This window comes from Acidithiobacillus sp. 'AMD consortium' (assembly GCF_008926505.1).
GTDB lineage: Bacteria > Pseudomonadota > Gammaproteobacteria > Acidithiobacillales > Acidithiobacillaceae > Acidithiobacillus > Acidithiobacillus ferridurans.
This window is the reverse complement of the sequence record NZ_CP044411.1, coordinates 1,861,080-1,880,996: the sequence shown is the minus strand read 5'-3', so window position 1 is coordinate 1,880,996 and position 19,917 is coordinate 1,861,080. Positions and strand designations below refer to the sequence as shown.

Annotated in this window: 17 protein-coding genes and 1 pseudogene; 7 read left to right on the top strand and 11 right to left on the bottom strand. The window is 55.8% G+C overall.

The window, feature by feature from the left end:
• Entirely contained in the window at positions 1–360 is a 360-nt protein-coding gene (locus tag F6A13_RS09660) for a roadblock/LC7 domain-containing protein (protein ID WP_225981791.1), read from the top strand.
• A gap of 21 nt (positions 361–381) precedes the next feature.
• On the opposite strand, the gene F6A13_RS15630 is transcribed toward F6A13_RS09660, so the two are convergent.
• Positions 382–1,716, bottom strand: coding sequence for a hypothetical protein (locus F6A13_RS15630; protein ID WP_225981790.1), 1,335 nt, complete (start codon positions 1,714–1,716; stop codon positions 382–384).
• A gap of 419 nt (positions 1,717–2,135) precedes the next feature.
• Between F6A13_RS15630 and F6A13_RS09650 the strand changes: the two genes are divergently transcribed.
• From F6A13_RS09650 to F6A13_RS15835, 5 genes are all read left to right on the top strand, one after another.
• Positions 2,136–3,323 (top strand): PQQ-binding-like beta-propeller repeat protein, encoded by a 1,188-nt coding sequence (locus F6A13_RS09650; RefSeq protein WP_126604264.1) that lies wholly within the window; start codon positions 2,136–2,138, stop codon positions 3,321–3,323.
• Positions 3,324–3,335: 12 nt separating this feature from the next.
• The gene (locus F6A13_RS09645; protein WP_126604263.1) at positions 3,336–4,457 is read left to right on the top strand and encodes a carbohydrate porin; all 1,122 of its coding nucleotides are present in this window, start codon (positions 3,336–3,338) and stop codon (positions 4,455–4,457) included.
• Between the two features lie 655 nt (positions 4,458–5,112).
• On the top strand, positions 5,113–5,553 hold the full coding sequence (locus F6A13_RS09640; protein WP_126604262.1) for a hypothetical protein: 441 nt from the start codon (positions 5,113–5,115) through the stop codon (positions 5,551–5,553).
• A 116-nt stretch (positions 5,554–5,669) separates the two neighbouring features.
• Positions 5,670–6,275, top strand: a complete 606-nt coding sequence (locus F6A13_RS09635) for a thioredoxin fold domain-containing protein (protein WP_126604261.1) — start codon at positions 5,670–5,672, stop codon at positions 6,273–6,275.
• 213 nt (positions 6,276–6,488) lie between these two features.
• Complete coding sequence (locus tag F6A13_RS15835) at positions 6,489–6,617, top strand: hypothetical protein (RefSeq protein ID WP_264158123.1); 129 nt, start codon at positions 6,489–6,491, stop codon at positions 6,615–6,617.
• A 16-nt stretch (positions 6,618–6,633) separates the two neighbouring features.
• Here the strand turns inward: F6A13_RS15835 and F6A13_RS09630 are convergent, their stop codons facing one another.
• The 10 genes and pseudogenes from F6A13_RS09630 to F6A13_RS09585 all read right to left on the bottom strand — a co-directional run bounded on the left by F6A13_RS09630 (position 6,634) and on the right by F6A13_RS09585 (position 16,812).
• Positions 6,634–8,256, bottom strand: a complete 1,623-nt coding sequence (locus tag F6A13_RS09630; RefSeq protein ID WP_126604260.1) for a cation:proton antiporter — start codon at positions 8,254–8,256, stop codon at positions 6,634–6,636.
• A gap of 400 nt (positions 8,257–8,656) precedes the next feature.
• Positions 8,657–8,974, bottom strand: a pseudogene (locus tag F6A13_RS09625) (P-II family nitrogen regulator); the annotation flags it as partial.
• Positions 8,975–9,028: 54 nt separating this feature from the next.
• On the bottom strand, positions 9,029–10,225 hold the full coding sequence (locus tag F6A13_RS09620) for a porin (RefSeq protein WP_126605659.1): 1,197 nt from the start codon (positions 10,223–10,225) through the stop codon (positions 9,029–9,031).
• Positions 10,226–10,304: 79 nt separating this feature from the next.
• Positions 10,305–11,303, bottom strand: coding sequence for a glutamate 5-kinase (proB, locus tag F6A13_RS09615; RefSeq protein WP_126604259.1), 999 nt, complete (start codon positions 11,301–11,303; stop codon positions 10,305–10,307).
• Between the two features lie 190 nt (positions 11,304–11,493).
• Positions 11,494–11,739, bottom strand: a complete 246-nt coding sequence (locus tag F6A13_RS09610; protein ID WP_113525350.1) for a hypothetical protein — start codon at positions 11,737–11,739, stop codon at positions 11,494–11,496.
• A 50-nt stretch (positions 11,740–11,789) separates the two neighbouring features.
• A complete protein-coding gene (locus F6A13_RS09605; RefSeq protein ID WP_113525351.1) occupies positions 11,790–12,014 on the bottom strand; it encodes a hypothetical protein in 225 nt (74 codons plus the stop codon).
• 242 nt (positions 12,015–12,256) lie between these two features.
• Positions 12,257–12,877: a potassium-transporting ATPase subunit KdpC gene (gene kdpC / locus F6A13_RS09600; protein ID WP_151528165.1), complete on the bottom strand. Its 621-nt coding sequence runs from the start codon at positions 12,875–12,877 to the stop codon at positions 12,257–12,259.
• A gap of 12 nt (positions 12,878–12,889) precedes the next feature.
• Entirely contained in the window at positions 12,890–14,959 is a 2,070-nt protein-coding gene (gene kdpB, locus F6A13_RS09595; protein ID WP_113525353.1) for a potassium-transporting ATPase subunit KdpB, read from the bottom strand.
• Between the two features lie 12 nt (positions 14,960–14,971).
• Positions 14,972–16,723: a potassium-transporting ATPase subunit KdpA gene (gene kdpA, locus F6A13_RS09590; protein WP_126604257.1), complete on the bottom strand. Its 1,752-nt coding sequence runs from the start codon at positions 16,721–16,723 to the stop codon at positions 14,972–14,974.
• Positions 16,720–16,812, bottom strand: a complete 93-nt coding sequence (locus F6A13_RS09585; protein WP_113525355.1) for a K(+)-transporting ATPase subunit F — start codon at positions 16,810–16,812, stop codon at positions 16,720–16,722. Before F6A13_RS09585 ends, kdpA begins: the two co-directional genes overlap by 4 nt.
• A gap of 361 nt (positions 16,813–17,173) precedes the next feature.
• Between F6A13_RS09585 and F6A13_RS09580 the strand changes: the two genes are divergently transcribed.
• Entirely contained in the window at positions 17,174–19,915 is a 2,742-nt protein-coding gene (locus tag F6A13_RS09580) for a sensor histidine kinase (protein ID WP_151528164.1), read from the top strand.
• The last annotated feature ends 2 nt before the right edge of the window (positions 19,916–19,917 follow it).

Genomic DNA, 19,917 nt, shown 5'->3' with positions numbered 1-19,917 from the left:
ATGGGTATCTTGAATCAGGACATGTTTGACGATCTCTACGCACAACTCGGCGCCATATCGCCAGAAATACAAGGTGCCGCGCTGATTTCCAACGAAGGGGCGGTGATTTTTCAGGAGGGAGAAACAATAGTGGACCAGCATCTTATCGGTATCGCCGGGGCTGCCATTATGCGTCTTGCAGAGCATATCAGCTCTGGTCTTGCCGAATGTCCGGCACAGGAGATCAGCATTCGCTGTGACAGATATACGGCACTTTTTGTGCCCGTGGGAGCGGATGCGCTCCTGATGCTGGTGCTATCGGCAGAGACGGACACGCGCCCTTTGGCGAGGGCCGTCCGAAGTCGCCTGGAGCGGTTCTGACTGGCGGGTGTTTTGAGTTTTCTACTTCTGCGCAACGGTAGTGCTGCCCCACTCCACATTTCCCGCGCTGATCGGCGGTACTGCCCGCAACGCCCGCTTCACCAGCTTGCCGTTGGCGTCGAGAATGCTGAGATGATAAAAGCCCGCCACAGAGGGCGTCCAGCGCACACTTCTCAAGGCCGGGTTGGACGGAATGGGGCGGCCATCGACCAGAAAATGAAAAGGTCGGCTGCCGCCGAGCACGCGAATACTGACCGGCTCACCGGCGGTCAGTTGTGCGCCCGGTGGGGGTGCGGCGATCTCCAGCAGGGTGCGTTCCGGCACCCGGTTGATCTGTAGTTTGACCCGTGAAATATTGACGCTGGAAAAGCCCACCGCCGGTGGCAGTGATGCCGGAATGATAAAGCGTCCGGTATCGGAGATAATGCTGGGCGAGCGATTGGGCAGGGTTAACGTAATGCTTTTCGCCGCCGTCATGACCGCTCCGGCAATGGCGGGCAGGCCTGCCCGGATATGCATCTGCGTGCTGCTGCCCGCAGGCAGACCGGTGACGCAGATGCCGCCGTTTTCGCGGACCACCGCCGCATGGGGCCGGGCGGGGGAGAAGGTTACCCAGTTACTGGCATGAAAATCCGGTGCATCGGAGAGCGGGGCGGTAAATTTCACGCAGGTGCGGGTTGGAAACTGGTTGGCATCCGGGGTGACGCTCTGCACCTGGAAGCCGTAGGTCATCACCGTTTTTTTCAAATCGGCAGCAATCCGCGTATCTGCGGGATAAGCGCGATACATGGCCTCCAGAAGATGAATTTCAGCCAGGTGATTACCGCGCGCCGCCAGAGTTTGCCGCAAGAGATTCAGGGCGGGAAGGAGTATGGCGACATCGGCTTTGTGCTGCTGAATGGTGCGCTCATAAGCGAGATAGGCGGAGTACGCGATGTCTTTCTCGAAGGGCGCGCCATTGTTGCGGATGGCGTTGGCCAGGTGCCACCAGATCTGCGGATTACCATTATGGCCAAGGCCGATACGTTGCTGGTAGTCGGCGACAGCCGATGACCAGTCGCCCGCGGCGTATGCCTTTTCCGCTGTGTCCAGGGCATGGGTACGTTGCTGCTTTTTCCATGCTTCGTGCTGGGTCTGGAGGCGTGCGGCCTTGGCCGTGTCGCCAGCTTTCAGGGCCGCGCGAATCGCCTGGTCGTTGGCCCGGCCTGCCGCACGGAAGCGGTGCCCCAGCTTGGAGGACTCCAGATTGCTGGCATAAGTCTCCGCATCGTTCCCCAAGCCGGGCAGGGCGCGGGACAGGTTGACCAAGGGGAGCGTGGTACCACTGCTCGCGGAGTTCGTCAGCGCCGTAGGCAATGCCTCAGGGGTGGCTGGAATGCTGCCACTGTCAGTGTAATCCGGCGACGGCTTTTACGTTGCGGCATCGTTGCTTCCCTTGGGTTACGGCTACTGAGCTATATTATCATTTTCTACAGTGATTTGATCAATGCATTGTTCTTGGCCGTTCGGTCAAACCAAACCACCTGCTCAAATTCCGTAACCGAACAAGGCGCGTGTGGCTCAATGATGCGTGGAGCCAGAGACGCCTGCGAGGAGAGCGGAATGTTTATTTAGCGTATTCCGATAATCTTAAATATTATGACATATAAATCCTGCGCGCCGGTGCGACAATTTGTCGCAGGTAATACGGGCTGCATAGCGTGTAATATTCCTACGAATTACATGATAGAAATAGTTGTTACTAGCGCGCATACAACCCCTAAGGAGGTATTCCCATGCGGTTTAGACTTAATATCGTTTTGGCAACGATGATCTTTTCGTCAGTGGCGGTGTCGACGGCCATGGCCGGTGTGCCGGTGCAGTGGTCGGTGGATGTCCATGCGCCGATCTACAACTCACCTCGGGTAGCCGATGGCGTAGTTTATTTCGATACGGCTCAATCCAAGGGCCCCAATGTCTTCTCGGCGAAAAATGGGAAAATTCTTTGGCAATTTACGACCGGTGGGACAATTCTAATGCCCCTAACCGTGGGTCATGGACAGGTTTGGGTTGCGTCTGACGTGGGCAGCACCCATTATCTACGGGCGATCGAGGCCAAAACTGGCAAGTTGATATGGGACTACACCCGACATGAGCCTCCGGAGTGCATGTGTAGCCATCTCACACATTACGAGCATCATTTGCTTTTCGCACAGACGGATGGTCATAGTCTATATGCCTTTTACCCAGTCGGAAATATTCCGAACCGCCGGTTATGGGCATTTACGGGAGATGGTGCCAAATTGACGGCACCGGTAGTGGTGGATCATACCGTCATTTTTGGTTCTGCCGATCATAGTGTTTATGGGCTCTTCGATAAAACCGGGAAAATTCGTTGGCAACAGAAGACTGGTTATGGCTTTGTGGCGCAACCCGCCGTTTGGAAGCATGAAGTGATCATCGGAAATCGGGGTGGTACCGTACATGCGTACTCGACAACGACCGGCACATCGTTATGGAATTTTACGACCAACGGACCCATTAGTACCACCGCACTCATCTGGCATGACAGTGCCTTTATTGCGTCAGGGGCTGGGGATCGTGGCGTTTATGCCCTCTCCGCTAAAACCGGGAAGCAACTATGGTATACCCGGATGGCGGACTACACGGCCTACGCTCCGGTCATGGCCAAGCAAATCGTGGTTGTTGCGTCGCAGGACGGAAATATACTGGGCCTTTCCGCAACAACCGGAGAAGTACTTTGGCGCAGCGAGTTGCATGGTATTCCCAAGTCACAACCGGCACTTTGGAAAGGTGACGCTGTACTTAAAGTAAATGATCACAAAATCATGGCATTCAATGCACAGAGCGGAGGCTTGGTGTGGACCTATCATAGCAAGAATGTGGTCACCAGCCCCGTCCCCAAGGGCGATAGCGTCTATGTCGGCACCATCGGCGGGACCTTGGTAGCCATTGGCCAGTGATGGGGACGGCGCATGAGTGATTTATATAACCGATATCGCGCATGTCGTCCGGCTTGCCTGGCAGCACTTATTTTAAGCTGCCTGTCGGCATTGCCATCGATAGCCGAGGCGAACTATCTGAGCTCGGCGGTGTCCTGGAATCTGCACCTCAGTCTGGAGGGTATCGACAATTTCTCCGGAGGAATCGCCCCGGGTGCCGTGGGTAATGCTACGGCTAGGGCCGGTTTTGCCTTCAATACCAGTCGCGCCGGCTGGTGGACCGGCGGGCGATTGGTCGCACAGTTTCTGGCCATTCAGAATGGCAACCCGGAGAACTACGTGGGCGATACCCAAGGGGTTAACGCCTTTACCGGACTTAACCGGGGCGCACTCTATCAACTGTACTACCGGCAAAATATAGATAATGCCACATTGAGGGCGGGACTCATCAGTGCCAATGATTATTTCGATTCCACCGGTGTAGCGAGTAATTTTCTGAATGTTTCTTATGGGTTTGGGTCCGCTATGGGAATCAATGTTCCAGGAGCTTCTTCTTACCCATTTTCCAGCCTTGGGGTGATGGGGAGCTATAGCGCTGACGGCTGGACGGGAATGGTCGGCATTTTCGAGGGAGATGCCATTCATCCTTTCAGGGATCCTACGCATCGTGGAGACATGATCTGGCTGGAGGCCGACAAGAGTGGTTCTCTGGGTGATGGAAAATATACGGTGAAAGTGGGCGGGTGGCGTAACCGCCAGTTGCCACAGTATCAGGCAACGCTGGGTAATGACGCCAGTGGTATGTATACCACGGGAGAATACCGCTGGGAGATGGACGGTATCGATTGGGGCAGCTTTTTGGAGTTTGAAGCTGCGCCTAATCCGGTGAATAGTCTGCCTTGGTATATGGGTGCCGGGTTGCGCCTGAAACACTTCTGGGCGGTGCGCCCGCGCGATAGTGCTGGTATCGGCATGGCCCGGGCATGGTTGAGGGGCGCTCCTTATAATGCGGAGACAGACTTTGAGGGCTATTATTCGGCGCGGATAGTCCGTCGTTTATATCTACAAACAGACCTTCAGTATGTCGTTCACCCCAGTGCAGTATATCCAAATGCGCTGGTCGGCATCGTACGCTTGCATGTCACTTTTTCCTAGTAAAATGGGAACGAATTCTGCATTTATATGATTATATCGAATGATTGCCCAAGTCGGGCGTCCAGATCACGGATAAAGAACCTCGTTTTATTTAGCGTTGTCGTGTAGTACCTTCTCCTTGATTGCCGGGCGGATTTACCCCGGCTTTTTTATATCCAGGCAGAAATGCCTCCAAGGGTGATCCCCGAAGTGGATCACGGAAACCTGTATTGGCGCTACATGATTTACTGTTGTTCTTCGTAAATGATATGATCATGCTTATGTATGCCAGCGATTCACTTGAAGTATAGCAAGATCTCGCTTATACATATGCAACAGGGGAGATGTAGCGGGGTGTGTCATGTTCCGATTCGCATCACCATGCTCTGGCCATGGGCTATCAAGTTGCCGGGCGTGCTGCGTGGGGGTGTCATGACCCGCGGCAGGGGTTTTAAGGCTGGGTCCGGAAACGCCGCGATGGGGGGCTCCGTGGGGCTGCTTGCGCAGCAGTTGCGAGTGCCGTAAGGTTGGTTTCGGTGACGGCGCCATCTGCCGAATCTGGCCGGGCAAGAGGATTGCCGGAAAATATCTAGATTATTAGTGTAAAGTCTGGCTCGAAGAAATACGGAATACCGTCCTTGGTAACATATAACTATTGCATTATAAGGAAATTAAAATGGTAAGGATAGCTGAAGTAATCATGGCGCTTGTTGTTGTGCAACTGCTCTCCGGATGCGCAATGTCTGAGGACAAGGGCCAGGCTAGTTATTATGAGGGGCTCGCATCGCAGCAGGATCTCCAAAAAATCTCCGCCATACCAGCAAAAAAAACGCCGATTGCTGTAAACCAGTCTAACAAGATAACCGATCATGCACATCAGGTTATTGATACACAAAAAACAGAAACGCCCCGCCCTGAAGGAAATGGTTTCGCTGAAACGGTGAGGTTTCGTGAGCATCTCAAAATCGGTGATATGTCCCAGTGCGGTATGGTGGTAAAAATAAGACGACCAATCGTCAAGATTCAGATGGCCGACCATGAGAGATGGATAAGAATATCGGAAATTTATCCTGCCAGTTCCGGGCGTTTGTGCCGTTTCAACGGCGATGGCAGGTAGAGCCCATGCCAGCGTTCGCCATGGTTCTGTAACGCTCGACGTGGACTAGGCAAATGATGTGGAGCGGTCTTTGATATGCAATATTGTGATGTTGTCAGTCATGCCGGATATTTGTGATGACGAATTATAGCGGTATCCGGAATATCATGAACTCATTGCTGATGTTCTGTGTGTTGTGTTTGATGAGCATGAGCGTTGCCATGGCCGGTGATGCGCCGCATAGTGGCGGCAAAGCAAATAGATTATGGACGCAAATACTCCGGCATCGTGTTACCTATATCCAGGATGGAACGCATGGCCCGGTTATATATGATGTTCAGGATCCGAATTGTCCATATTGTCATGTACTATACGAAAATGAGATCCCCCTGATTGAGTCCGGGAAACTAACCGTGAGGTATATACCAGTAGCGATCCTGACTCCTGGAAGCCTGGGGGAAGCGGCGGCATGGTTGCAGGCCCCACATCCACTGTTTGCGTTGCAGCACTTTGAAAACATCGTTGGTGATGCTTTTCGTAGCGAAAATACTAGCACCCTGCCGACAGTGCCAGCCAGCGCGTCGACGAGAATCAAGCTTCATGATAATCTTCTTGTTGTTAGGTCATTGGGTGTAACAGGAACACCCGCCCTTATATACCGGGCTGAAGACGGTAGGATTAAAACAGTTATGGGATTGATATCCAGGCACAGGTTGGTTAGCATGTTGCCGTATTTCAGATAGGGTTCATCTGAAAAGCACAGCCAGAGGATGAGTTACCGCCCAGTCATACCCCGCCATCCTGGCCCCTTTGCGCCGAAGCCGCTGACAATTCCGGCGATCCTGTACCACGGCAGGAATATGCCACCGAGAATAATAAGCCTTCCATCAAATCGCCGAGCAACGACGGGGTGCTCACAATGTCGCAACCTCACTGTAAAAGGATTGATTACCTTTGTGCCAGTGGGAGCGAATGCGGTCCTGATGCTGGGACTCTCGGCAGATACGGATACGCGTCCTTTGGCGGGGGCTATCCCCGGTATGGTATCCGCGCTGGATCACCAGGGCGTTAAGCATGTCGTCTGAACCGGGCTGAAACGAATCACCCCGGAGTGACTCCCTCCGCAGGTTTCTGTTTTGCGGATAAACGCTCCATAACGGCCTCTGGCTGGGACTCAATTTCCAGCAGGTTGGCGTCAATGTCGGCCAGCATCTGGTCGCCACTTGCCTCGCTGAGCAGACCTTCGTTGCGGGCATCAAGAAGTTTCTGTCTTTCCTTAAGGAGTAGGCGCCGGTATAACCGGGAGAAATCGCCCTGAAGTACACGTTTTTCGTCCCGTTTATCCAGGCCAGCCAGCTTTTTTTCGGCATCCTTCTGCGCCTGCTGGTAATAGGTGGCCAGCAGGTCCAGCGCGTGCCCGTCCCGCAGACCTTCCTGCTGCAGCCGCCCGATCTCTTGATTACCGATTTGCGCCAGGACGACGCGCATCCTCTGCATTTCAAAATCCTGGGAGGACTGGCCGTTACCCAGCACCTTGAGCGCCCGTGCCAGCGGCGAAATGCTCAGTCCCTGAATCAGGATGGTCAGTAATACGACGCCAAAGACCAGGTTAATCAGCAGGGAGCGATGAGGAAAGTCATGCGGAAGACTCAGGGCCAGCACCATGGATAGCGCCCCGCGGATGCCGCCCCAGACCAGCACAAAATTCCAGGCAGGAGGTATCCTGGCCCGCGTGCGGCTCAATAATCCGCTCATCCCGTAAATGACCGCGGCTCTGGCAATGGTGACCGCTACATAAGCGGCCAGAATCAAGGGCCAGATACCGAGCAGGTCAGGCAAGTGGATGGTGAAACCAACGAGCAGAAAGATGAGTGAATTCAGGGCAAAACCGATATATTCCCAGAAAGTGTCGACCGCCATTTTAACAGATGCCGTCATCCCTTGTTTGGCCCCGTAATTGCCGCAGATCAGCCCGGCGACGACGGTACTGATGACGCCGGAATAGTCGAGCTGCATCGCAGCGAGAAAACTGCCATAGGCCGCGAGAATGGTGATAGTGATTTCGACCATGCCATCATTGACGCGCTTGATGATTTCGGAACTCAGCCAGCCAATGACCACGCCCACCAGCGCGCCACCGCCGACCACTGCGAAAAACTGAATGCCCAGTGACGAAGCGGATACCGTTTTGCCTTCCGCCAAGGCAAGGAAAAGGCTAAAAAAGACGATAGCCGTACCGTCGTTAAGCAGACTTTCACTCTCTACCATAAAGGTCAGCCGTGCGGGCGCCTGCAGTTTGCGAAACATGGAGACCACAGAAATTGGGTCGGTGGCTGCCACAGCGGCGCCGAATACCAGTGCGACACTGACGGGCATGACCACATTCGATAAATTGGGCAGATATTGACTGCTCCAAAGAAACACGAAGGCGGTCACAATCATGGAAATAAGCACACCCGGCACCGCCAGGCCAAATATGGCGAGACGGTCACGCCACAGGGCGCCGGAGGAAAGATGGTAGGCGGACTCGAAAATCAGCCCAGGCAGGAAGAGGGTGAATACCAGATCATGGGTCAGTACCGGCGCCTGAAACAGGTGTAACGCCCCCAGCACTAGGCCGCCCAGCACCAGCGCAACGGTATAGGGCATGTGAAAGCGGTTCGCCAGTACCGATAGCAATGAGGCCGCCACAAAGAGATAGAGAATGGCAGTTTCCGGTATCATCGTTCCTGCATAGTGTTCATGAAGGGTGAAAGACAGACATCGGGACTACAGCGCATCTGGACAACCGTCAGTGAACGGCCTGCCAAGTTTCAGCCTCCATGTCCACCTGAGCCATCAAATATCCTGACGACGATGGTATATGGGTATGGTATCATTATAATCAATCATTTCATAGGCATAGCTTTACGTCTGCTTTTCCACAGATTTCCTATTGAACTTTTTTAATCGTCCAATCCGTCTGGATTCACGATGATAGCCGAAAAAGGAGGAATCGAGTCGCTTCAGCAGGAATATCTCGCCAAGCACAAAAACGCCTTCTGCCAGATCGCCGATCAGTGACAGAGCGCTCATGACGCCGAAAGCGCACCGTAAAAGGTGGGTTACAGACGCCATCGCCAATTTCCCCGGTGCGGATACGGATGGTCTCCAGCACTTCAGAGACGAAGATTTTACCGTCACCAATCTTGCCGGTGCGGGCACCTTTTTCGATGGCCTCAATGGCCTGGTCGACGACGTCATCGCTGATTACCGTCTCGATTTTGACCTTGGGGAGAAAATCCACCACGTATTCCGCGCCGCGGTAGAGTTCGGTATGACCTTTCTGGCGCCCGAAACCTTTGACTTCGGTGACCGTGAGGCCCTGGATCCCGACTGCCGACAATGCCTCACGGACATCATCGAGCTTGAAGGGTTTTACTATGGCAGTAATCAATTTCATGACGACACCTCTTGCGCAGGGTTGGAACATCTCGGGGGGCAACGACCCCGGGGGTTAGAACATGAAGCCGGTTTCGACCATGCCCCGGAGTTGGTTCTGGGCGAGGCCGTTGGTACCCGAGAAACCAGTGCCGCTCTGCATGGATGCTGTAACATAAGAAAGCTCGGCCCGAGCGAAAAAGCCGCCGTCCTGATAAGTCGGCGTCACGGTCAGCGACCAGGCATGGGAACCGGGGCCGAAGCCGGTGAGGTTGGCGGCACCATCTGTAGCAGTGCCGGAGTTGCTGATGTACTCCACCCGCCCGGCGACGGAGATTTTGTCCGTCAGGCTGTAATCGGCAAGAATGGCGGCACCGAAGGTGCTGGTCTTTCTGGTGCCGGCACCCAGCGCCTGAATTGCGCTCGCCGGCACGCTGGTATACTGCACATAAGGCGTCACGACGAGGTTTGCGCCGGTATGGGTATAACCCAGGTCGTAAATGCTCTCGTTGTTCTGTAGCGGCGTGGTGGCAATGGACGAATAGGCGAAATTCGTATGTCCCATATTGCTGCCAGCCTGGAAGAAGACACTGTTTTCCTTGTTGATGGCCCAGGTCAGGGCGCCCGTCACCCAGTTGAAGCGATCGGAGTAGAAACCGTCATTCCAAGACAAGGAAGCGGTGACCGGCCCCATGGTGTAATTGGCCTGGATGCCTTTGTTGACGGCATTCTCCTGGCCCCAGAGCAGGCCGCGCTCGATGTTCCAGTTCTGGTAGCTGAAGGTGTATTCGGCGCCGATCAGGGTCGGGAGTTTGCCGATCTGGACATTGAAGTTATCGGTGGGGGCGATTTCAAGATAACCGACCGGCAGGGCGCCGAAGGTGTTCTGAGTGAAGGTACCGGTGGAGAAATAGCTGGAGCCCAGGGTCATGACGTTATACGCCCCTGCCTGCAGATAAAATTGCACCAGACCGGAGTTCTTCTGGATGATCACCTGACCGTTGCTGATGTCGGCGGACGCAGACTTGTTGCCAGGATTGCCTGATCCTGCGAACTTGTTGTCCTGCCAGACGCCATAGCCGCTCAACACCCCTTGGACATCAAGTTTGCCCAAGGGCCCGGCGTCAAAGCTCAGGGGGGCTGGCAATGCGAAGGGGGCGGCTTGAGCGGTGTCTGATACCATCGCCAGTGTGGACAAAACCGCCAGTGGCAGGATTGTTAAAGCCAGTTTGCTACCGGTGCGAGGGGCTTTTTTCGTGGTGAAGCGGTTCATCATGTTTCTCCAATTGGGTAAAAGAGGCCTGTACACCAGGTATGACTGGCGCGATCCCGTAGCCAATGAATGTGCAAATTTATTGGCCGTTGAATATTGGTATTGCGGTAAAAGGCAGCGTTTCCGAATAAAAAGACACCACCTCATCTTTTACCCGGCGCACGGGATGGATCACCCACTGTTGGCCGTGGTGGATCTGAAGACGTGTCCAGGCATCCCGACGCAATTTCCGGTCGAATTTTCCAGAACGCAGAAACGTCCCCAAAAGTGCTCCCTTGTGCAAGCGCAGGAGCACATCCGGGATTCGGGCATCGGCAATGAGCGTGGTCGCACCAGAGCGCGCCGCATGGGTGGCGGCGTGTATTTTGGTGAGCATCCCGCCGGTACCCACGGTGCCACCGCTTCCACCCGCCATACGCTCAAACCGTGGGTCACCCGCCATACCTTCTGTGATCATTTCGGCATCAGGCCGTGCGCGCGGGTCGGCTGTAAATAGCCCTGATTGATCGGTCAGCAATACCATCAGGTCGGCATGCCAGACGTTGCTGACCAGGGCGGCCAAATGGTCGTTGTTGCCCAGAGCATTATCCAGATCGGCGATCACATCGTTCTCATTGATAATGGGCAACATCTGCATTCTCAAGAGCATTTCGATGGCGGACCGGGTCTTCTTGAGGCGCTTCCGATCTCTGAAGTTATCGCGCGTCAGCAGTATTTGCCCGCAATGCGTCCCTCCCTCGGCCAGGAGATTCTCATAAGCATGAATCAGGGCGGATTGCCCCACGCTGGCCGCCGCCTGACGCTCTTCGGTGGTGGTCATCTTCTGTGCCCATCCCAGGTGACATTTGCCGGCACTGACGGAACCGGAGGAAACTAATACGACCTCAATATCGTCGGCGCGAAGTCGCAGTATTTGCTGCACAAAGTTCTGCATGGCCGACAAATCCAGTCGTTGGCCGTCTTGAGTCAGCAGACTGCTCCCGATCTTGATAACCCAGCGGCGTGCGTGCTGCTGTAGCGCTGCACGGTCGGGCACTACGGAATGCAGTGTCGTTTTACCGACGGTATTCATGCGCATTGAAAGACTCCATTGGTTGATAAACCGGTTTGGTTATGTCATCAACGGATATTGTATATGGTCATCATCTATAAATTCCATATAAATAGTATATAATTTGCGTATATTGTTGCCCGTAACACGACGAGCAAACTACACATACGATAACGTAATATTATGGGACAGGAGTTAGTATTTCCACCGGTTTGCATTATTCCGTCTTGCCCGTAACGTGTTCTTTCCGAGCATAAAGCAGATACCATTTACGCAACGCCAGCAGGCACCAGATAAACTCGACCACGCCAAAAGGCCAGGTACCGGCCAGGAATCCATAAATGGAGGTGCTGAGGCAAGATACGGAAAATGCCAGAGTCCACCAAAGGGAGCGCTCCTCCAGGGCATAAAAGATCATCATCCATGTGACAGCGATTACGCCGAAGAGCGTTAATGGTGACATGGGGAGTTCCTTAGTGGGTTGGCAGCGTCGGCACATCGACCATGATCAAGTCACGGTAGCGAGGGCTCATCGGAATGGATGGACTGCGGTGTCTTTCCCTCGCGCGCCATCGCCCAACCACGCTCAAATGCGTAAGCCAGCACGCCAGACATGTGTTCGGGTAAATACGCTTCGCAGGCGTCCTCAAGCTCATCGGCGGTAGCATCCGGGTGTTGCAGCGCCCAACGGTAACCCGCCCACTCGGCCGCGAGGATGCTTTCTTTCAACGTCTCCATGTGTTTTTGTACCTCCGTAGATATCCTGCCGTTAGTAGAAGAGAGAAACCCCCTCCGCCAACGGTAGGTTTTGGTGGTGTCGTATTACCCCTAGGCGCCGGGTGGGCCTGCCGGGCGGATTGCTCCGCCCTGAAACGCGCTGATTTTGCGGCGAAGAAGTGCCACTCTCCGCGCCTCGCAGTGGTATATGCCAAGCGCGATCGTGAGCAGGGTGACCAAAGCTGCGCACACTCAGAAGGCCATCATGATTGTGGCCCTTTCGTGAGGGATCCCGTTGCCACATGTGCGGCGACATATCGCGCATGCAACGCGAGGTTGAGCTTCACCACATTGACCACCGGTTCTCCGATGAAACCCAGCAACGGTTCCGTCGTATTTTGCTGGACCAAGTGGCGCAACGTTGCGGCGGCGATACCGCCAGCCTGCGCAATGCGCGGGATTTGATAGCGCGCCGCGGCGATGCTGATATCCGGGTCAAGCCCGCTCGCCGAGGAAGTCACGAGATCCACCGGAACCGGCCCCTTTTCCGCGGGATCGGCGGCTTTAAGGGCCTTGATCCGCGCCGCCACGTGCTGTGCCAGAACAGGATTGTTCGGACCCAGATTGGAGGCACTGGACCCCGCCCCGTTGTATGGTACCGGTGAAGTCGCCGAAGGGCGGCTCCAGAAATACTGCGGTTCGCGGAAATACTGACCAATGAGGCTGGAGCCCACGACCCGTCCATGCTGACGAATGAGCGAGCCGTTGGCCTGATGGGGAAACACCACCTGACCGATACCCGTCATGGCCAAGGGATAGATCAGGCCGGTCATCACGGCCAGAATCAGGAACAGCAACAGCGCGGTTTTGATGTCTTTGATCATGGCGTCATCCTCCTACAGCACAACCAGCAGCATGTCTATCAACTTGATAAAGATAAATGGCGCAATAACGCCGCCCAATCCGTAGATCCACACGTTGCGGCGCAGGATGTGCTGTGCCGAGTCGGCACGGAACTTGATGCCTTTGAGGGCCAGAGGAATCAGAAAGGGGATGATGAGCGCGTTGAAGATGACCGCGGCCATGATGGCATGAGTGGGTGAGCTCAAATCCATGATGTTCAGCGCGCTCAATTGGGGGTAAGTCGACACGAACGCCGCCGGGATGATGGCGAAGTATTTGGCCACATCGTTCGCCACACTGAAGGTGGTAAGGGCGCCGCGAGTCATCAGCAGTTGCTTGCCGATCTGGACGATCTCCAGAAGCTTGGTGGGGTTGGAGTCCATGTCGACCATGTTGGAGGCTTCGCGCGCCGCCTGGGTACCACTGGCCATACAAAGTCCGACATCCGCTTGAGCAAGAGCCGGGGAATCGTTGGTGCCATCGCCGGTCATCGCGACCATGTAACCCTCATTCTGGTATTCTCGAATGCGCGCGAGCTTGGTTTCCGGTTTGGCTTCCGCGAGATAATCATCGACCCCCGCTTCAGCGGCAATGGCGGCGGCAGTCAACGGATTGTCGCCGGTCACCATGACGGTGCGGATACCCATCGCCCGCAATTCGGCAAAGCGCGATTTGATGTCGGCTTTGACGATGTCCCGCAACTCGATGGCACCCAATACCGCTGCGCCAGAGCAGACCACCAGGGGTGTTGCGCCACCCCCCGCGATTTCCTGCACTATGCCGTCCAGCTCGTTAGGCCAGGTGCCCCCCAGCGACTGGACCCACGCCTTCATGGCGTCGGGAGATCCCTTACGCAATTGCTGCCCATTCCAGTCCACCCCACTCATGCGGGTTTCGGCAGTAAAAGGGATCAATTGGGCTTCCGGTGGCAAGGCTTCCCGGCTTTGCGGGTAATGTTTGTCGGCAAGGGTCACGATACTTTTGCCCTCCGGCGTCTCATCGGCCAAAGAGGCGCGGCGGGCCGCCTGCGCGAGGATTTCCTGGGTAACCGCTAAAACGGGGTAAAACGCCGCTGCGGATCGGTTGCCGTAGGTAATGGTGCCGGTTTTATCGAGAAGCAGCACATCCACGTCACCCGCCGCCTCGATGGCACGCCCGGAAGTCGCCACCACATTGCTCTGCAGCAAGCGCACGATGCCGGCAATACCGATAGCGGGTAATAGCGCTCCGATGGTGGTGGGAATCAGGCAGACCAGCAAGGCTACCAGCACCGTCAGGCTGATCACCGATCCGGAGTGGCCGGCATAATGCACGCTGTACCAGGAAAACGGAAAGAGGGTGACGGTGACCACGAGAAAGACCAGCGTCAACACCACCAGCAGGATGCTCAAGGCGATTTCGTTGGGGGTTTTGCGCCGTGCCGCTCCTTCCACCATGGCGATCATTTTGTCGAGGAAGGTGTGTCCGGCCTCCTGCGTTACCCGGATGATGAGCCAGTCCGAGATCACCCGGGTACCGCCGGTCACCGCGCTACGATCACCACCGCTTTCGCGGATGACGGGTGCGCTCTCGCCCGTGATGGCGCTTTCATCGACGGCGGCGACCCCCGCCACCGCCTCGCCGTCGGTGGGGACGAGGTCTCCCGCTTCTATCAGGACAAAGTCGCCGCTGCGCAGGCTGGCGCCGGGAACCTCCTTATAGCTCGCCTCGCGCACCGGTTTCGGCAGTTTTTTGGCCGTAACTTCCTGCCGGCTCTGCCGCAAACTGTTGGCCTGGGCCTCGCCCTGACGCTCGGCCAGCGCTTCGGCAAAATTGGCAAAAATCAGTGTGAGCCAGAGCCAGAGGTCGATCACAGCGGTAAAAGGCGCTTCACTGTTATGCACGATCAGATCGTGAAAAAAGAGGGCCAGGAGCAGCCAGGAGCCGACGTAGACGACGAACATCACCGGATTGCGCAACTGGCGACGCGGGGAGAGCATGCTGAAGCTGTCCCAGAGGGCGCCCCGGCTCTGATCTTTCCAGTGGATCGGAGATGCCGCATGTTTATGGTGGATAGATTCCATGGATATGATTCCTTAATGAGTCAGGGTGGCAAGGGGCGCCAGTTGCTCTGCAATCGGACCCAGCGCCAGCGCCGGAAAGAAGTTGAGCGCGCCAACCAGGAGAATGACGCCCACCGTCAGGCCAATGAAAATAGGCGTGTAAGTCGTCAGTGTCCCCGATCCTGCGGGGATTTTCTTTTTCTCGACCAGGGCACCCGCCAGCGCCAGCAACGGCAGATAGGTCCAGTACCGGCCCAGCAGCATGCACATGCCGGTAAGCAGGTTGTAGAACCGCGTGTTGCTGCTCAGACCGCCGAATGCGCTGCCATTGTTGTTGGCCGGACTTGTTACGGCATAGAGCACTTCGCTGAAACCGTGCGCCCCGGGATTGAATACACCGGCCCGCCCCGCCACCGTGGTGACGGCGAGGGCGGTACCGATCAACACCAGCAACGGCATGACCAGTATGGAGAGAGAGGCCATTTTTATTTCAAAGGACTCGATCTTCTTGCCGAGAAACTCCGGCGTGCGTCCCACCATGAGACCACCGAGAAAAACCGCAAAAATCATGAAGGCGAGGAAAGTGGCGAGACCGGAACCGACACCGCCAAACACGACCTCACCCAATTGCATCAGAAAAAGGTTTACCCCCCCGGACAATGGCATGAGGGAATCGTAGGCGCCGTTGGCCGCCCCCGTAGAGGTCGCAGTGGCCAATGTTGCAAAGAGCGCGGTCGCGCCAGCGCCGATACGGTCTTCCACTCCCTCCATATTGCCACCACCGGCAAGACTCGCGGTGTTGGCCTGGGAGGTCCCCAACTGGGTAAGCACGGGGTTCCCGGCCAGTTCATAGTGCTGACTTACGAGCGTCAGCGGGATAAAAAGCACCAGCATGGAAATCAGGATAGCCCATGCCGTGCGCTTGGCCTTGGCCATATGCCCAAATAGGAACACGAGTGCGGAGGGGATGAGAATCATGGCCAGGGTTTCTAGAAAGTTGGTAAGCGCGGTGGGATTTTCAAAAGGGTGGGCGTCGTTCATATTGAAGAAACCGCCCCCATTGTTGCCGAGCATCATGATGGCCTCTTGAGAGGCTACCGGTCCCACATGCATTATCTGATGAAGAATGGTCTTGCCGCCGGATACAAAGGGGGCAACAAGATCCGCCCGCACCTCGCCGGTGAGGGTCTGGACCACACCCTGTTCCATGAGAATCAACGCAAAGAGCGCGGAGAGGGGAAGCAGCACGTATAAAACGGTGCGGGTCATGTCGACCCAGAAATTGCCGAGATCCTTGGTTTTATGACGGGCGATCGCGCGAATGATGGGCAGGACGATGGTGATACCCGTCGCCGCCGAGAGGAAATTCTGCACGGTCAAGCCCAGCATCTGCGAGAGATAGCTCATGGTCGAGCCACCGGAGTAATCCTGCCAGTTGGTATTGGTGAGAAAGCTCACCGCAGTATTGAATGCGGAGCCACCCTGGACGCCACCGAAGTGTAAAGGATTCAGGGGCAGCGCGCCTTGCGCCAACAACAAGGCATAGAGAAAAACGCCACCGATCAGGTTAAAGATCAACAGGGCGATGGCGTAGCGCTTCCAATCCATTTCCTCGCTCGCCGAAACACCGATGACGCGGTACAGTCCCCGCTCCACGGGACCCATCAGGCGTGTCGCCCAGAATCGATCACCCGCATAGACGCGATGCATATAGCGTCCCAGCGGCAAGGCCAGCAGAATGGTCAACAGCAAAACCGCGGCTGTCAGTATGATGGTAGATATCATAGGAAGCGCTCCGGACTAATCAGGAATACCAAGAGATAGATGAAGAGCATGGCGCCCAATCCGAGGCCTATCCACACAAAAGCGTTCATTTTATGCTCCTCAGGCGATCCAATAGCTCAACAACCCCTATGGACGCCAGGAAAAAACCGATAATAATCAATAGGTATATAAGCTCCATGTAGCCTCCTTGGTGTGCGCTAGGCAATGTCTCGCACGTATTCATCATGTAGTCGCCAGAAAGCCTAGCAAGATTGCCTCTATAAATTCCATATAAATCATCTATAAATTCTATATAAATGGTATATTTTCTGGGTAAACCATACCCATTGCAGATCATGGTGGCGTTATCCCGCTTGGTAATGACCGGGCTTTGCCCTATGCTCAAACGCCGGAAGATGCGACAACAAAGGAGCATTATGGATGATGGTATCCGGTACCTGGTAGTAGCAGATGTCGACTGAAGATCGCAAAGACGGACGACCCGATCCGGATGCCCTGCTGGCACAGGTACAGCAGGAGGAGCAGGCGCGCCAGCGCGGCCGCCTCAAGATTTTCTTTGGTGCCGCCCCGGGCGTTGGGAAGACCTACGCCATGTTGCGCTACGGGCAACAGGAGATGGCCAAGGGGGTGGACGTTTTGGTGGGCGTCGTCGAAACCCACCAGCGCAGTGAAACTCAAGCGTTGGCTGATGCCCTGCCGACGTTACCGCGAGTGCATATTCCCTATAAAAACGTTGTGCTTGAAGAGTTTGATCTGGACGCGGCGCTTGCCCGTCGTCCCGGACTGCTCCTCTTGGACGAACTCGCCCACAGCAACGCCCCTGGCTCTCGCCACAAGAAGCGCTGGCAGGATCTGGAGGAACTGCTGGACGCGGGTCTTTCCGTGGCGACCACGGTGAATGTTCAGCATCTGGAGAGCGTTCACGAGGTCGTCCAGCAGATTACCGGGATACAGGTTCAGGAGACCCTGCCGGATCAGATCATTCAGCAGGCCGATGAAGTGATTCTGGTAGATATCAGTGACGAGGATCTTTTGCAACGGCTGAAGGAGGGCAAGGTGTACCTGGGCGATCGCGGTCAGCGCGCGATGACGCATTTTTTCCGTAAAGGCAACCTCATCGCCCTGAGGCAATTGGCATTGCGACTGGCAGCGGACCGGGTTGATCTGGAACTGCGACAGTTTCATCAACAGAATCCGGAGGAGGGGCGACGTAGCGGAAGCCGGGATCGTTTGCTGGTAGCCGTGAGTGGCCGCCCGGAAGATGAGCATCTGGTGCGCGCGGCATATCACCTGGCGACCGCCCAACGGGCCGACTGGTTGGTGATTCATGTGGACACTCCACGCGGCCTGCTGCAGAACCCCCAGACCCAGGCATGGATATGGAATCACCTGCATCTTGCGGAAAGTTTGGGTGCGGAAACCGCACGTCTGACCGGAGTAAATATCGGCGCGGAGGTTTTGGCATATGCGCGGCTGCGCGACGTCACCCAGATTGTACTGGGACAGGCGCAAGGCCTGCGCAAGTTTCTTTGGTGGTGGCCCGGTTCTTTGACGGCCCATCTGTTGAACAGCGAGCGCGGCATCGATGTGGTAATTCATCCATTGCCGGTAAAAAAAGCCATACCCGAAGATCGCCGCCTGCGGAATCAACAATACCTTGGCATCGTGGACACCTCCCTGCGCCGCCGCACTCGGAATCGCGCCTTTGTGATCAGCGGGGCCATAGGTCTTGCTTTAAGCGGTCTGGCATGGTCTTTGGGGGCCTACCTGGGTTTTGCCGGAGTGTTCATGCTCTATATGCTGGGCGCGGTGGGCACCGCCCTGATGTATGGTCGCTGGCCCTCCCTCATCACGTTCATTGCCGCCGTGGTGAGCTACTATTCATTTGGATTGGATCGCGGTTTGCCAACCACAGTGGGCTCGCTTGCTTATTTTACGCTGATCCTCTCTCTGATCCTGCTCATCAGTCAGCTGGTGGCGCGATCCCGCGAGCAGGAACTCATGGCCCGGCTCCGCGAGCGGCGCGCTCGCAATCTCTATCAATTGGTTCAGGCGCTCAGCAGTGCCCGTGGCGTCGAGGGGATTCTGAACGCCAGCATCGAGAAGTTGAACCAGACCCTGGGTATTGCGGCCGCATTCTGGCTGCCGCCTGCGGAAAACGCGGATGGTCTTTTGCAGATGTTTCCAGCGTCCACCGAACTGGAAGCTCCGCAACGCAACCTGCGGGCTGCTGCCCGGTGGAGTTTTCTGAATAAAAAGAACGCCGGGATGAGCACCGATACGCTGGCGGATATTCCCGCACTGTTTATGCCCATGCTGTCTGGTGAGCGGGTGCTGGGGGTCATGATGCTGTCGGATCTCGACCTGCGCCGGGCTCCTGCCGACTGGTTGCGCTTTCTCGAAACAGTAGCGCGGCTCATCGCGGTGGCTCTGGATTCGGCGCAAGCTTCTCTTCAGCGTACTGAAGCCGATGTCCGTTTGCGGGTCGAGCAATTGCAAAATGCGCTTTTAGGCGCCGTTTCCCATGATCTCCGGACGCCTTTGGCTGGCGTGTTGGGCACCGCGACGACACTTTCGCGCAATGCGCAGGGCCTGACTGCCGAGGAGCGTGATCTCCTGGAGAATATTCGCGAGCAAACCCAAAAGATGGAACATACCGTGGACCGCATTCTGCATATGGCCGCATTGCAGTCCGGGCGACTCCATATCAAGAAAGAATGGGTTCCCCTGGAAGACCTGCTGGTTACCGCACGCGATCAGGTTAAGGCCGTATGCACTGATCGTCCTTTTCAGGCGCGGATACCCAAAGATTTGCCATTGCTCCTCGTGGATCCGCAACTTATGGTGCAAGTGCTCACCAACCTGCTGGAAAATGCTTGTAAATATAGCCCGAGTGGCCGCGCTATCGAACTGGAAGCCTATGCGAACGATGCCGAGATCACCGTTTGCGTCATCGACCACGGCTTTGGCGTACCACCGGGCCGCGAAGAGGAAATATTTACCCGCTTCAGCCAGGTCCAGCCACCCGTCGGACTGGGTGGTAGCGGACTGGGCCTCGCCATTTGTGCGGCTATTATAGAGTTGCATGGCGGACGTATCTGGGTGCGTAACCGGGTCGCAGTGCGCGGTGCGGTGTTTTGTTTTACCGTACTTCGGGAGCCCGAGCCGCCTATGCCGTCTGACGGAGATTAAGC